General features: G+C 70.2%; 9 protein-coding genes. 6 read left to right on the top strand and 3 right to left on the bottom strand.

What is annotated here, in order from left to right:
* Positions 1-66 precede the first annotated feature (66 nt).
* Positions 67-3690 carry an NPCBM/NEW2 domain-containing protein gene (locus AB0B45_RS23420; protein WP_358133899.1) on the top strand — a complete coding sequence of 1208 codons (3624 nt, stop codon included), beginning with the start codon at positions 67-69 and terminating at the stop codon, positions 3688-3690.
* A 187-nt stretch (positions 3691-3877) separates the two neighbouring features.
* Here AB0B45_RS23420 and AB0B45_RS23415 read toward each other — a convergent pair whose 3' ends face one another.
* Both AB0B45_RS23415 and AB0B45_RS23410 read right to left on the bottom strand, forming a co-directional pair.
* Positions 3878-5083 (bottom strand): cytochrome d ubiquinol oxidase subunit II, encoded by a 1206-nt coding sequence (locus tag AB0B45_RS23415; protein WP_358133898.1) that lies wholly within the window; start codon positions 5081-5083, stop codon positions 3878-3880.
* Positions 5073-6476 (bottom strand): cytochrome ubiquinol oxidase subunit I, encoded by a 1404-nt coding sequence (locus AB0B45_RS23410; RefSeq protein WP_358133895.1) that lies wholly within the window; start codon positions 6474-6476, stop codon positions 5073-5075. The genes AB0B45_RS23415 and AB0B45_RS23410 overlap by 11 nt, the downstream gene beginning before the upstream one ends.
* Positions 6477-6927: 451 nt before the next feature.
* On the opposite strand from AB0B45_RS23410, the gene AB0B45_RS23405 reads away from it, so the two are divergent.
* The 4 genes from AB0B45_RS23405 (at position 6928) to AB0B45_RS23390 (ending at position 12424) form a co-directional block, all read left to right on the top strand.
* The gene (locus AB0B45_RS23405) at positions 6928-9081 is read left to right on the top strand and encodes an FUSC family protein (RefSeq protein ID WP_358133894.1); all 2154 of its coding nucleotides are present in this window, start codon (positions 6928-6930) and stop codon (positions 9079-9081) included.
* 353 nt (positions 9082-9434) lie between these two features.
* Complete coding sequence (locus AB0B45_RS23400; RefSeq protein WP_358133892.1) at positions 9435-10526, top strand: methyltransferase domain-containing protein; 1092 nt, start codon at positions 9435-9437, stop codon at positions 10524-10526.
* A gap of 233 nt (positions 10527-10759) precedes the next feature.
* Positions 10760-11743 (top strand): helix-turn-helix domain-containing protein, encoded by a 984-nt coding sequence (locus tag AB0B45_RS23395; protein WP_358133889.1) that lies wholly within the window; start codon positions 10760-10762, stop codon positions 11741-11743.
* A gap of 72 nt (positions 11744-11815) precedes the next feature.
* Positions 11816-12424, top strand: a complete 609-nt coding sequence (locus AB0B45_RS23390) for a cysteine hydrolase family protein (protein WP_358133886.1) — start codon at positions 11816-11818, stop codon at positions 12422-12424.
* Positions 12425-12636: 212 nt separating this feature from the next.
* Here the strand turns inward: AB0B45_RS23390 and AB0B45_RS23385 are convergent, their stop codons facing one another.
* A complete protein-coding gene (locus tag AB0B45_RS23385) occupies positions 12637-13599 on the bottom strand; it encodes a nitronate monooxygenase (protein ID WP_358133884.1) in 963 nt (320 codons plus the stop codon).
* 197 nt (positions 13600-13796) lie between these two features.
* On the opposite strand from AB0B45_RS23385, the gene AB0B45_RS23380 reads away from it, so the two are divergent.
* Entirely contained in the window at positions 13797-14609 is an 813-nt protein-coding gene (locus AB0B45_RS23380; protein ID WP_358133883.1) for an NmrA family NAD(P)-binding protein, read from the top strand.
* The last annotated feature ends 203 nt before the right edge of the window (positions 14610-14812 follow it).

Raw genomic sequence — 14812 nt, 5'->3', positions numbered from 1 at the left:
AAACTTGTCGGATGACTTTACGGTATGCGCAGAAATGCGCACACTCACCCCCCGGAGGTCAAGCGCATGCGCAGACTCGCCTGCTGGTTAGCGAGCGTGGTGGTCGCCGCTCTCTGTACGGTCGCGATGCCGGGTACGGCGCACGCGGCCACCCTCGACTCGATCACCGCATTCACGGCCGAGAACGACGTCTACACGATGGAGGCGGGCACCGCCAGGCTGCGGCTCACCTTCCAGAAGGACGACGTCTTCCGCCTCGAACTGGCCCCCGACGGCACCTTCACAGACCCGGCCAACACCGGCGCCGGCGCCAAGATCATCGTCAAGTCGGACTATCCGCGGGTGCCCAGCTCGTGGAAGGAGTTCGACGACCGCTACGAGGTCACCACCGGCGCGGTGACCGTGCGGGTCGGCAAGAAGCCGGTGCTGTTCAGCGTGCTCAGGGCCGACGGCAGCCTGGTGTGGGCGGAGAGCGCCCCGCTCGCCTGGGACGCGGAGGGCACCAGGCAGACGCTGACCCCCGGCCAGGTCGCGGGCGGCAAGGAGCAATACTTCGGCGGCGGCATGCAGAACGGACGCCTCAACCACACCGGCACGACGATCCGCATCACCAGGGACTTCGACTGGGACGACGGCGGCAACCCCAACGCCGCGCCCTACTACATGAGCACGGCCGGATACGGCGTCCTGCGCAACACGTTCGCGCCAGGCGGGTACGCGTTCACCTCGCCCGCCGTGCTCAGCCATGCCGAGCAGCGCTTCGACGCCTACTACTTCGTCGCCGCGAAGCCGTATGACCTGAAGAGCCCGCTCGACCGTTACACCGAGCTCACCGGGCGGCCGATGATGCCGCCGATCTACGGCATGGAGATGGGCGACGCTGACTGCTACAACCGCAGCAGCCCGACCTACACCGGGCCGAAGGACCCGGCCAAGTGGACCACGCCGAGTGCCGTCAAGGTGGCCGAGGGCTACGTGGCCAACGACATGCCGCGCGGCTGGATGCTCGTCAACGACGGCTACGGGTGCGAGTACCAGCAGCTCAAGGAGACCGGCGACGCGCTGCGCGAGCGCGGGATCCAGATGGGCCTGTGGACCCAGCGGGCGCTGGACAGCCAGGAGTACGAGGTCAGGCAGGCGGGCGTGCGCGTCCGCAAGCTCGACGTCGCCTGGATCGGGCCCGGGTACCGGCATGCGCTGACCGAGTGCGAGGGCGCGCGGGACGGCATCGAGAAGTACTCCGACGCCCGCGGCTTCGTCTGGATGGTCGAGGGCTGGGCCGGGTCCCAGCGCTGTGCCGTCCAGTGGACCGGAGACCACTCGGGATCACTCGACGCGATCCGCTGGCAGATCCCCGCGATCACCGGCGCCGGGCTGACGGGCATGCCGTTCACCGCCGGCGACATCGACGGCATCTTCGGCGGCAGCGCCGAGAGCTATGTACGCGACCTGCAGTGGAAGGCGTTCACCCCGGCCCTGATGTCGATGTCGGGCTGGGCGGACAAGGACAAGCAGCCGTGGACCCGGGGCGAGCCGTACACCTCGATCAACCGGAAGTTCCTCAAGCTGCGCGAGCGGCTGCTGCCCTACCTCTACACCTACGCCGCCGAGGCGCACCGCACGGGCGCTCCGGTGAACAGGGCGCTCGTGCTGGAGTACCCCTCGGACCGCGCGGCCTGGCAGGTCCAGGACGAGTTTTTGGCCGGCCGGGACCTCCTGGTCGCGCCCGTCTACACCGGCGGTGACGTGCGGAACGGGATCTACCTTCCCCAGGGGCGATGGGTCGACTACTGGAGCGGCAAGGTCTACGACGGGCCGCGCACGATCGACGGCTATCACGCCCCCCTCGAGCGGCTGCCGCTGTTCGTGCGGGCGGGGGCGATCGTGCCGATGTACCGCGACGGGATCAACAACCACTCCGAGGTCGGCCCGGACGATCCGCTGACGCTGGACGTCTACCCCTTGGGCGACTCGTCGTTCGACCTCTACAGCGACGACGGGAAGACCCGCGCCTACGACGGCGGCCAGTCGGCCACGCAGAAGTTCACCGTCGACGCGCCCTCCAGCGGGCTGGGCGTGGTGAAGATCGGGATCGGCCCGATCTCCGGGTCCTACACCGGCAAGCCCGCCGCCCGGCCGTACGAGCTGAACGTTCACACGGGACGCGCGCCCACCGCCGTCCTGTACGGCAAGCGGCCCCTCGCGAAGGTGACGAAGGCTGCCTACGACGGCGGCGCGACCGGCTGGTACGCCGACGGCGACCTGGTCAAGGCACGCGTCCCGGCATTGGCGGCGTCGGCCTCCGCCGAGCTCGAACTGATCGGCGCGGGTGTGGTCGGCGGGCTCTTCCCCGGCGACGGGGACGCCACGGTCACCTCCGTCGTGCCCGCCATGCTGACGCCGGGCGGCACCGTGGAGGTGCCGGTCACGTTCGCCAACAGGACCGGCCTGCCCGCCAGGGACGTACGGCTCGCGCTGCAGGTGCCCGCGGGCTGGACCGCCCCCTCCCCGCGGCAGGCGAAAATCGTGCTGAACGGGAAGTCCTTCGACGGGAAGCTCTCCCTGACGGTGCCGGACGACGCCCAGCCCGGTCCCGCCACGCTGATCGCCTCCGCCACCTATCGGGTGCACGCCGACCAGCGGGAGGTCACCTCGGCGGCCGCCTCGAAGGTGCCGCACAAGTCGCTCGCCGCAGCCTTCGACAACGTCGGCATCAGCGACGACGCCGACGTCGCCAAGGGGAACATCGACGGCGGCGGGTCGAGCTTCTCCCGGCAGCGCCTGGCCGCCGCCGGGCTGACGCCCGGCGTGGCGGTGCAGGTGCAGGGAGCCCCGTTCACCTGGCCGGACACCGAGCCAGGCCACCCCGACAACGTCTCCGGGCACGCACAGACCTTCGCGCTGGCCGGGCAGGGCAACACACTCGCCTTCCTCGGCACCGGCACCAGCGGGTCCGCCGCCGGCGCCCTGACCGTGCACTACGCGGACGGCTCCGCCGAGCAGAGGTCTCTCGGGTTCGCCAACTGGTGCTGCCTCGACCCGGCCGCCTACGGATCGAAGATCGCCTTCTCGACCCGGGGCAAGAACACCGCCGCGGGTCCGAACCAGTTCCCGAACGTCGACTACCGGGTCTTCCACAACGCCGTGCGGATCAACCCGGCCAAGAGGGTCGTGGCCGTCACCATGCCGGACAACGGGGCGGTGCACGTGTTCGCCGCCACAGTGACATCCGTGGCCCTGCCGTCGGCGCCCAAGGGCGAGGTGTGGGCGTCCGACCACCCCTGGCTATCGGCCACGAACGGCTGGGGGCCGGTGGAGAAGGACCGTAGCAACAACGACAGCGCCGCAGGTGACGGCAGTCCGATCAGCCTTGGCGGGACGGTCCACCCCAAGGGGCTCGGGGCACACGCCAGGTCGGTCGTGTCCTACTACACCGGCGGCGGCTGCTCAGCGTTCACCGCGACCGTGGGCGTGGACGACGAGATCCCCGGCTACGGGTCGGTGGTGTTCGCGGTGATCGCTGACGGCAAGGAGGTGTTCCGCTCGGCCACGCTGACCGGAACCTCCGCGCCGGTGACGACGAACGCCTCGCTGGCCGGTGCGCAGTATGTCGACTTGGTGGTCGAGGACGCGGGCGACGGCAACGCCGGCGACCACGCCGACTGGGCCTCGGCCAGATTCATCTGCTGAACAGGACTCGCTAGGTCGCCGAGGACTTCGACCTCGTCGACATCACGAGCTTCTCCGAAGCACCTCGTCGTCGAGGTGATGTCCAGTCGCCCTTGCACACCACAGGTGCGGGCGCCGACGCCTTCCGTGGACATCGCGGCGGGCTGAGCGGCGGAATACAAGGTGCGGGGCGTCGGGGCGCTCGCCGTCAATCCTGCGGCAGGGTGACGGCGAGGAAGAACGTGGATCCGGCGCACGTGACCAGGCCGGCCACACCGATGGTGAACGCCCATCCCTCGTCCCCGAACAACGTGAAGGCGACACCGATCAGGAAGGACACGGCGGCGAAGGCCGCGACCGGGCGGAGGCGCTGCGCTCCGGACACGGGACGTGTGTCCGGTGCGGGTGCCTGGGGTTCGTGGGCCTCGTCCAGGTGGCCGCGGAGGAAGAGGCCGAACAGCAGAACCAGAGACGGGATGAGGACCACCGCGCCGATGGCGACGCTGACGACCACCGCCATGAGGGTCGAGCGGCCGGCCGCCGCCTGCTCGATCGTGAGCCCGGGAAGGAAGGCGGGGCGCTGCGCGACGCCCCATCCGGCCACGATCGCCGCGACGGCGAGCGCGGCCGACAGACGGGCTGAGCCGTAGCGGCGGCGCCGTACCAGCACGAGTGTCGCCAGCCCCGCCGCGCCGGACACGATCACCATGACCAGACCGGCACCGCTCACGAAACCGGCCCAGAGCGACGGAGCATCCACGCGGACGACCAGGAGCCCGGCGAGTGCCAGCGCGCCGGTCACGACCCCCGCCCACATCGCGCGCGACCTGAAGTCGCGCTCCAGCTCGCGCTCGCCGAGCCGCTCGGCGTCGGCTGCCAGATAGACCGCTGCCAGGTAGGCGGAGGTCGCGATCGCGAGCGTCCCGATCATCAGAGACGTGGGGTTCAGCCAACTCGTGAACGGGTCTCCCTTCGCGTTCCCTACAGGTACGCGGCCGGAGGCGATCGCGCCGACGACGGTGCCGAGTGCGAAGGGCGTCAGGATCGAGGAGAGCGCGAAGAGGCTCTCGATGGCTCGCGCGTCCCGGAGTTGGGGGCGTAGCACGTAGGCCGCTCCGCGCAGGATGATGCCGACAGCGGCGACGAAGAGCGGCACGGCGAGTGTCGAGGCAATCGAGCCGAAGGCCACCGGATAGGCGGTCCAGCAGATGACGAGCACGAAGATCAGCCAGACGTGGTTGGCCTCCCAGACCGGGCCCATGGCATGCCGGGCGTGATCGCGGGTCGCCGTCCTGCTCGCCTGCCCGCCGCCGGCCGCGAGGGTCCAGAAGCCGGCGCCGAAGTCCGCCCCTGCCAGCACGGTGTAGGCCACGAGACCGAGAAGGATGAAGACCATCGGGATCTCAGGAAGCATGATCCGCCTGCCCGTCGAGGTCGACGTCGAGGTCGGGGTCGAGCGGGATGCGGCTGAGGCGGTGCAGCAGCCACGCCAGGGCGACGGCCAGGCAGAGGTAGACCACGATGAGCGTGCCGTAGCCGATGGGGATCCCGCGGGCGCCCGTGACGGCCTGCGAGGTGCGCATCACGTGGTAGACGACCCATGGCTGGCGGCCGACCTCTGTCGTGATCCAGCCGGCGATCAGGGCCACCACGGCGAGCGGGCCGGCCGCCACGACCGCCCTGTAGAACCAGCGCGACGTGGGCAGTCGTCTGTGCCGGAAGCGTACGTAGAGGTATATGACACTCAGGAGCGCGAGCAGCGAGCCGATCCCCACCATGGCCTGGAAAGCGAAACGCACGGTGTTCACGGGCGGCCGGTCGGCGACGGGTACGGTGTCGAGGCCCTGGACGGTCGCGGCCGGATCGTGGAAGGCGAGCAGCGACAGCAGGTCAGGGATCGCGATGCCGTAGATGACCTCGCTTCCGTTGTACCAGCCGAAGAAATGCAGGGGCGCGCCTGACGTCGTCGGGCCGAGTCCTTCCATGGCGGCGAGTTTCACCGGCTGCAGGCGCGCGACCTCGCGCCCGGCCCAGTCACCGATGACGGGTTGCAACGGCGCGGCGACCGCGGCCGTGGTGAGCGCGATCGTCAACGCCAGCCGCTCGTAACGGCCCCATCGTCCCCGCGATCTGCCCCAGGCGTAGGCGCCGGCGAGCAGGAATCCGGCGACCATGAAGGCGGCGAAGTACATGTGCACCCACTCGTGCCAGAAGAACGGATTGCCGAACAGCGCGTTCCAGGGGTCCGCGGCCACGGCCCTGCCGTCCCGCAGCGTGAAGCCGCTGGGGTGGTTCATCCAGCCGTTGACCGCGATGACGAACAGCGACCCGGCGACACCGGCGATCGCGACGGGGATGCCGCAGAGAAGGTGGAGCCGTGGCGGGAGCCTGTCCCAGCCGTACACGTAGATCGCGATGAAGATGGCCTCGATGAAGAACGAGAACCCCTCCAGCGCGAAACCGAGCCCGAACACGTTGCCGAAGCTCGCCATGAAGTTCGGCCACAGCAGCCCCAACTCGAAGCTGAGGATCGTTCCCGTGACCACGCCTACCGCGAACAGGGCGAGCATCACTTTCGACCACCGCCTGGCGAGCGCGCGGTACATGACGTCGCCGGTCCGCAGATACCTCCACTCGGAGTACAGCACCATCACGGGGAACGCGACGCCGAAGCAGACCAACGGGATGTGTACGGCCAGCGACAGCGCCTGCATCTGGCGCGCCAGGAACAGGTACTCCTGTTCAGCCGGCGGGATGGGAGTGCCGGCTGCTGTGACGAGACAGCTGGCCCACGCTGTGACGGACATGACGATCCCAAGGTCAATGGTGATGACGACTTCGTGCGCAGATCATGGACTGAGCACAGAAGCGCGCCAGGCTGCCGTATAACTCTGATCTTTCCGGGTTGTGCACCAATGCCCGTTCGGGTCGCGGCAAAGATTGGGAACACGCGCCACGGTCCTGTCCCGGATCTCGGTCTGCCGCCGGCCGCCCTGGCCATGGGTGATGCCAGGGGCGGTGGCCCCGGTCCGGCCTGGTTCACTCGCCAGTGGCGGGGAATGAGCTCAACGTCGCCTTCGGCACCTTCGCGCGGGTCATCGACCTGCCGTTTCGGAGCGGAGCCGACGGGAATCCCCGGCACCTTCGACGCGCGAACCGGAGGTCGCCGTGCCGCCCATATCCAGCATCGTTCCAGCCACCAGCGGACATGACACCTCTACACCGTCTTGAAGACCCATGTTGAGCAGGGTGCCGGCCTTGGCGAGCGCCTCCGATCCCGGGCTGTTCCGCCTGCGGAGGGCGCTACGTGTTCTGACCGCCGTCCTGCTCACCCAGGCCGTCCTGCTCCTGGCCGGCCTGCCGAGCGCGGCGATGGTGCCGGGTGCGATCGTGGCGGCGACCGCCGCGTTCACGGTCACCGACTCCAGCCCCCGGCAGAAGGCGATCACCTTCCTGCTGCTCCCGGTGGCGGCCGGGCTCCCGGTCGTCATCGAAGCCGTACAGGAGCCATACCCGCACATCGTGGACGCCGCCTTCCTTGCCGTCGTCTTCTGCGGTGTCTACCTGCGGCGTTTCGCCCCTCGAGGCTTCGCCGTCGGCATGGTCGCCTTCATGACGTTCTTCATCGTGATGCTCTTCCACGCCACCACGGCCCAGCTCCCCGCCCTGCTTCCGGCGGCATTGATCGGTGTCGCCTGCGCCGCATTCAGTCATTTCGTGGTGGTACGCGAACGGCCCGAGCGGTCGCTGAGCCTGATGATCGGCGCGTTCCGTATCCAGATGGTTCAAGTGATCGACGCGGTCGGCCGGCTGATCCAGGGCGGACGAGCGGACGCCCGGCGGGAACGTCGGCTCCGCGGGCGGATGAGGCGGATACACGAGAGTGCGCTGCTGATCGAGGAGCAGCTGGCCAAAAGCGTGGCCCAGGGCTCCACTGGCGGCCGGCTCCATCTCATCGCGACCGAGCTGGCCGTCGAGCGGCTGTCCATGTCCGCCTCCCGGGCCGTGGCAGAGGGGCTGCCGCCCCGGGTACGGCCGCGCCTGCGCGCCGAGCTGAACGTTCTCCGATCCCTGGTCAGCCGGGCCCCGCACGCCGCCGCAGTCGCCCACGAGGAGGGCATCCTGCGTCGGCTCGCCGACAGTGCCGGGCTCCCTGACGCGGACAGCGGTCCTGGCCTGCGCGGGCTACACGCCGCGATGCGGGAGTTCGCCGTCACGTGGATCAGGGCGCGGCGGGCGATGGCGTCCCTGGGGACCCCGGGCGATCCGGTGGAGGAGGAGTCGGCAGAGCATCACCAGACCGCCGAGCAACCGCCCGGTGAGCGGTCCGAGGAGGAAGCCGAAGCCGCCGAGCCGGGCCCACCCGCCGGTCTGCGCCTGACCACCCGTCAGGCCATCCAGGCCACCGCGGCGGCCGCGCTGGCGATCACCATTGGGGAACTGGTCTCCCCCCAGCGCTGGTACTGGGCCGTGGTGGCCGCCTTCCTGGTCTTCGCCAACACCACCTCGCGAGGGGACATCCTCCTCGGAGGGTTCCGGCGAACCCTGGGCACCGTGCTGGGCATGGTGGCGGGGATCGCTGTGGCGACCGTGGTCGCCGGCAATTTGCCCCTCACACTCCTCCTGCTGCTGGGGTGCGTCTTTTGCGCCTACTACCTGGCCCCGGTCTCGCAGAGCTCGATGATGTTCTTCATCACGGTGATGCTCGCCCTGCTCTACAGCCTGCTCGGGACCTTCACCCCTCACCTGCTCGAGCTGCGGCTGGAGGAGACCGCGATCGGCATCGCCGCCGGCGCACTGGCCGCCGTGCTGATCCTGCCGACACACACCAGTACGACCGTCCGATCCGATCTGGCCGCACTGCTGGAGAACATGCAACAGTTCGTCGAGCACGCGATGGAACTGCTGTCCACCGGGCAGCGGTATGACCTGGTCAGCGAGTCCCGCGACATCGACCGCCGACTCGACACGCTCCACAGCAGCGCGGCGCCGCTGACCCACCCGATCACCCCGTTCCGCACCCAGCGCAGCGACCTGGACTACCTGCTGAACGTGCTCGACAGCTGCGCCTACTACATCCGCGCGCTCGCGGCGCAGGCCAGACCGGCCAGGATGGCCGGCGACGAACGGCTGGCGAGCATGGGCCGCCGCATCACCGCCAACCTGGACCTGCTGCTGGCCGGGGTGCACGGCACCGACCGCCCGCTGGAGAGCCCTTCCGAAGGCGACATGCCGACCCCCTGCCTGGTCAACCACGAAGACCTGCACTGGCTCTGTGCACGGCGCGCTTCCGAGCGCGTCGACACCGACTGGATCCTCTGCAACGTCGATCGTCTCGACAAGTCCGTCGCCGGCTTGGCCAACCCGCTGTGGTTGAGCACCAGATCCGCCGCGGCGAGGCGCGCGGCGTGAAGATCTTGCCACCGCACGAATCGAACGCCGGCACGGGCGCTTGGAGCCCGGAGCCGTTGCCGCGGCCTTCGCCGTGCCATCGTCGACTCGGTGGGCAGCCACTGAGCCGGCGCTGCGTAGACGCTCTCGACGCGCCTGACGTACGGGCATTTGCCCATGTGGGAGGGTGTCGACCTGCCCTGTGCCCGGCTAACGTGGGTCGTAGCAAGCCTGATGCGCCGGACCGCCCGCGATGGTCCCGCCAGGGTCGGCGCCGGACACGCGTACCGGGATAGACGACCTTTTCCATACCGCCACGGCATCCGCGCCGGAGACTCCGGCGAGCCTCGGTTCTTCACTCGGAGAGAGTCATCATGAATGCCTTGGACACCGGCACCGACCGCACTGCCCAGCTCGCCGAGCGCCTGTTCGAGAGCACCCTGGGCGCGCTCGAACTGTTCTCGGTCTACCTGGGCGGCGAACTCGGCCTCTACCGCGCGCTCAGGGAGCACGGCCCGGCGACGGCGGCGGAGCTGAGCGAGCGGGCCGGGATAGCGCCCCGCTATGCCGCCGAGTGGCTGGAGCAGCAGGCCGTCGCCGGGCTGCTGGAGACCGACTCGGACGAGCCCGGGGAGGAGCGCCGCTACCGCCTCGACCCCGCGTACGCCCGGGTGCTGGTCGACGCCGACGACCCCGCGCACGCCGCGCCGTTCGCGCACATGCTCGCCGGGATCGGCGGCGTCATCTCCGAGGTCGCGCAGGCCTATCGCACCGGCGCAGGCGTGCCGTACGAGGCGTATGGGAGGGCCTTCCGCCACGGTCAGGGCCACATCAACCGGCCGGCCTTCACTCATGAACTGGCCGCCGGCTGGATCGCCGCCATGCCCGACGTCGTCACCAGGCTGGAGTCGGAGCCGCGCCCGCGCATCGCCGACATCGGCTGCGGGCAAGGCTGGTCGGCCCTCGCCGTGGCCCGCGCCTTCCCGAACGCGGTGGTGGACGGGCTGGACGCGGACGCCTCCTCGATCGCCGATGCGCGTGCCCACGCCGAGCAGGCCGGCCTCGGTGACCGCGTCCGGCTGACGCGCGCCGACGCGACGTCCCTGCGCGACACAGGACCGTACGACCTCGTGCTCCTCATGGAGGTCCTGCACGATCTGTCCCGGCCGGTGGAGACGCTACGGGCGATTCGCGAGGCCCTGTCCGCGGACGGCACGGTGCTCGTCGCCGACGAACGGGTGGCCGACCGCTTCACCGCGCCAGGGGACGAGGTGGAGCGGATGATGTACGGCTGGAGCGTCACGCACTGTCTGCCCACCCAGCTCGTCGAGCAGCCCTCGGCGGCCATAGGCACCGTGCTTCGGGCCGTCACCGTGGGCCGGTACGCCACGGAGGCGGGCTTCAGTGGATGCACCGTGCTACCTGTCGAGAACGACTTCTTCCGCCTCTATCGACTCGACCCCTGAGACACCCCCCACCTGCGCGAACAGACCCTGAGCCGGCGAGACATCGCCGCCCGGCTCGTCATCACCAAGGGCAGGACGAAGGACCGGCACCCCGCCACCACGCGCCCAAGGCAACCCCGATGCCCATGGCCTGGCGCTGAGGTGCCGCCGACTGCGGAAGAGCTGCGGTGATGTCCGTATGTGACAGATAACTGTCGTTGCGGTCACCCTGAGTGGTCGGTGACAATCAGGTCATGTCCACGGCTCACCGCGTCGTCATCGCGCTCTTCCCGAACGTCGACCTGCTCGACGTCACCGGCCCGGCCGAGGTGTTCGCCCTGGCCAACCGGATCGGTGGCCGCGCCCTGTACGACGTGCGCCTCGCCGGACCCCAAGGTGGCCACGTCACCACGGCCGCCGGGGTGCGGCTGGTCGCCGACCTGACGTTCGACGAGGTCGGCGACCAGGTGGACACCCTGCTGGTCCCCGGCGCCGTGAGCGTCACCCCTGATGGGCCGCGCGCCCTGACGGATGCCGAGGTGGTGGCATGGGTGCGGCGAACTGCTCCCGCCACGCGCCGCGTGGCGTCGGTGTGCGTCGGCGCGCACATCCTGGCCGAGGCCGGGCTGCTGGACGGGCTGACCGCCACCACCCACTGGTCCACCGCCGCGCAACTGGCCGCCGACCACCCGAACGTCACGGTCGACCCCGACCCGATCTTCGTGCGGTCAAGCGGCCGGGTGTGGACGGGGGCGGGCATCAGCGCCTGCCTGGACCTGACCCTCGCGCTGGTGGCTGAGGACCATGGCGAGGAGACGGCACTGGCGGTGGCTCGCGAGCTGGTCATGTACCTCAAACGGCAGGGCGGTCAGAGCCAGTTCAGTGTCCCCCTGGCTCATGCCGCCTCCGGCCGCCGGGACATCGACGACCTGCGCCTGTGGATCGCCGAGCACCTCGCCGAGGAGCTCACCATCGTGGAGTTGGCGGCTCGGATGGGGCTGAGCCAACGCCAGTTCACCCGCGTGTTCCGGCAGCAGACCGGCACCACCCCTGCCACCTACATCGAGTCCGCCAGGGTGGAGGTGGCGCGACGGCTGCTGGAGACCACCGACCTGCCGTTGCCGCAGGTGGCGGCCGACAGCGGGCTCGGCTCGGTGGAGACCCTGCACCGCGCGTTCCGACGCCGCCTGGGCACCGGCCCCGGCTCCTACCGCCGCCGTTTCCACACGGTGGCCTGACTCCCTTCACCCCGTTCGCCGTACACCCGACGGCGGCGCGAGCATGCCCGAAAACCCGAAAGGAAACCCGCCATGAGCACCACCGCCTCGCCCACCCTCCGCCAGGTCATCGGCCTGCCCAGCGACCTGGCGCGCCTGGCCGACGCGACCCTCGTCCTGATCGACTATCAGAACACCTACCGCACCGGCGTCATGGCCCTGCCCGCCGCCGATCGGGCCCTTGCGGCGGGAGCGCGTCTGCTGGAACGCGCCCGCGCCGCCGGATCCCACGTCATCCACGTCGTCAACGACGGCGGTCCCGGCACCCCCTACGACGTCCGGGCCGAGATCGGCGCCATCAGCCCACAGGTCGCGCCGCGCGACGGTGAAGCGGTGGTGGTCAAGACGTTTCCCAACGCCTTCCACCAGACCGACCTGCAGCAGGTCCTGACGGACCTGAACGCCGGCCCCGACCTGATCCTGGCGGGCTTCATGACTCACATGTGCGTCGCCTTCACCGCACAGGGAGCGTTCAACCTGGGATACCGCCCGACCGTCGTCGCCGACGCCTGCGCCACCCGCCCGCTTTCCGGCCCCGACGGCGCGCTGCTGCCCGCAGACGCCCTGCACGACGCCGCTCTGACCACGATCGGTGACCTGTTCGGCCTGGTGGTGCCCACCGCCGATGCCCTGCCCGTCTGACGTCCCGCGCCAGGTTGATGTCGTCGGCCCTACAGGCCGGCCCGTGCGCCCAGAGGGTGGCCGTCGAGCGGCACGGCCGCCCCGCATGGGGTGCCGGTAAGAATCCCCGTGAGGCGAGACGACCACGCGGTCGCGCTGACAGCGGCCACCGGTTCAGACACCGTCCCGAGGTTGGTATTGGCGCCGTCACCGCTCATGGCAGAGCGTTGCGGTCAGTGCCTTCCCGCTCGGGCCAGGGCGTCCTCGGCCTGCGTGGCCAGAGCGGCGACCAGATCGGCTGCGGGCGGCAGGTCGGTGATGAGGTCCACGGCCTCGCCGGCCCACACCGGCAGCGGAGGCAGATCCCCGCGCGCCACGCCCTCCTGGTAGGCCTGCCTGGCGTCGGGGTCCGCAGCCAGTTCCGCCTCCCGGCCGCGCCACTGGTCGAGGTAGGGATGGCCGAGGGTGCGAGCCGGGTATTTCGACGGCCATCGGGAGCCTCGGGCGATGTCCAGAACCCTGCTGCGCTCGGTGTCCTGCCCGCGTCCCTCGACGATCGCCGCGGCGATCGAGGGGTCGACCAGGGCCTCGGCCGTGGCCTGGAAGCGGGTGCCGATGAGCGCCCCTGCGGCACCCAACGCCAGGGCGGCAGCCACGCCGCGGCCGTCGGCGATCCCTCCGGCCGCCAGCACCGGCACCGGTGCCGCCAGGTCCACCACGACCGGCACGAACGGCAACGTGGATCGTCCGCGCCGCGCGCCATGCCCACCGCTCTCGGTCCCCTGCGCCACGATGACGTCGGCGCCGAGGTCCACCGCCTGTCTGGCCTCCTCCATGTCGGTGACCTGGAGGATCAGCACCGCACCTGCCCGGCGGACGCGTTCGGTGAACGGGCTGGGGTCGCCGAAGGACAGCATCACCGCCCTGGGGTCGTGCTCCAGTGCCCGATCGACCGCGCCGACATCGATCGCCCAGCTCTGGAAGCCGATCCCCCACGGCTTCACGGTGCTCTGCGCGACGATCGCCAGCTCGCGGGCCATCCAGTCCCGATCCCCGTTCCCGGAGCCCAGCAATCCGAGCCCGCCGCCGCGAGAGACGGCCGCGGTCAGCGCGCCACCGGCCGACCCGCCCATCGGCGCCAGCGCGATCGGATGCCGCACACCGAACAACTTCGTGAATGCCGTGGACAACGCCATGCCGCAATCATCTCCCTCTGGGGCCAGTGTTGAATTCATCATCGGTGATCACCGACCGTGGCGTCCGGAGAGGACAGGGCGGCCAGGGCAGGCCCGATGGGCGGGAATGCCGTATCTGATCACGGATGAGACGATCGCTTATGCGCTCGGGCGTCTCGACCATGTTCAGTCTCATTGCAGGCTGGTGGACTAGAGCCATGACGAACAACACCACCACCCTGGTTCTCGGAGCTACCGGCAAGACCGGCCGTCGCGTGGCGGACCGCCTGAAGGCGATGGGCCGCGACGTGCGCGCCGGCTCCCGCCCAGACTTCGACTGGGAGGACAGCGGCACCTGGGCGCCGATCGTGCGCGACGTGCATGCCGTCTACATCACCTACTACCCCGACCTGGCCTTCCCCGGCGCCTTGGACCGCATCCGCCGGTTCACCGCGCTGGCCGTACAGTCCGGAGTGCGCCGCCTGGTGCTGCTGTCGGGCCGCAACGAGGAGCTGGCACAGCAGGCCGAGCAGGTCGTGCTGAGCTCCGGCGTCGAGGCCACGATCGTGCGCTGCAGCTGGTTCATGCAGAACTTCAGCGAGGGCTGGCTGCTCGACCCGGTGCTGAGCGGCACGATCGCGCTGCCCGCAGGGGACGTGACCGAGCCCTTCGTGGACGTCGAGGACATCGCCGACGTGGCCACCGCCGCCCTCACCGAGGACGGGCACGCAGGGAAGGTGTACGAGCTCACAGGGCCGCGCCTGCTCTCCTTCGCCGACGCCGCCGCGGAGATCTCCGCCGCCGTCGGGCGCGAGGTCACCTACGTGCCGGTCACCCCCGAGGAGTTCGCCGAGGGCGCACGCGCGGCGGGCGTGCCCGAGGACGAGGTCGTCGGCCTCAACGCGCTGTTCGCCGAGGTGCTCGACGGCCGCAACGAGAGCCTCGCCGACGGAGTACGGCAGGCGCTGGGCCGGCCTGCGCGCGACTTCACCCAGTTCGCCAAGGACGCCGCCGACGCCTGGGGCGCCTGACACGCCGGGATGGTGGAAGGATGTGCCTGACTGGTGGCGAGCCAGGCGGGGCGGATTCACGGCCGCGCCGACGGGCGCGTTTGTGCGATCCCCACAACTCCGGCCGCGAAGCACGCTTCGTCCCCACCATTCCGGTATCCGGGGGCAGCCGAGAGTATGTACACCGGTTGGGGCGGGGACGGCCGCCGTGTTCACTGTCTTCG

Origin of the sequence: Nonomuraea sp. NPDC049152 (assembly GCF_040648355.1) — a bacterium.
Taxonomy (GTDB): Bacteria; Actinomycetota; Actinomycetes; order Streptosporangiales; family Streptosporangiaceae; genus Nonomuraea.
Note: the sequence above shows the minus strand (reverse complement) of the source record. Positions and strands in the feature narration are given on the sequence as shown.

Coding starts and splice junctions, on each gene's coding strand:
- AB0B45_RS23420 (WP_358133899.1), top strand. CDS start 67: ATGCGCAGACTCGCCTGCTGGTTAGCGAGCGTGGTGGTCGCCGCTCTC.
- AB0B45_RS23415 (WP_358133898.1), bottom strand. CDS start 5,083: ATGCTTCCTGAGATCCCGATGGTCTTCATCCTTCTCGGTCTCGTGGCC.
- AB0B45_RS23410 (WP_358133895.1), bottom strand. CDS start 6,476: ATGTCCGTCACAGCGTGGGCCAGCTGTCTCGTCACAGCAGCCGGCACT.
- AB0B45_RS23400 (WP_358133892.1), top strand. CDS start 9,435: ATGAATGCCTTGGACACCGGCACCGACCGCACTGCCCAGCTCGCCGAG.
- AB0B45_RS23395 (WP_358133889.1), top strand. CDS start 10,760: ATGTCCACGGCTCACCGCGTCGTCATCGCGCTCTTCCCGAACGTCGAC.
- AB0B45_RS23390 (WP_358133886.1), top strand. CDS start 11,816: ATGAGCACCACCGCCTCGCCCACCCTCCGCCAGGTCATCGGCCTGCCC.
- AB0B45_RS23385 (WP_358133884.1), bottom strand. CDS start 13,599: ATGGCGTTGTCCACGGCATTCACGAAGTTGTTCGGTGTGCGGCATCCG.
- AB0B45_RS23380 (WP_358133883.1), top strand. CDS start 13,797: ATGACGAACAACACCACCACCCTGGTTCTCGGAGCTACCGGCAAGACC.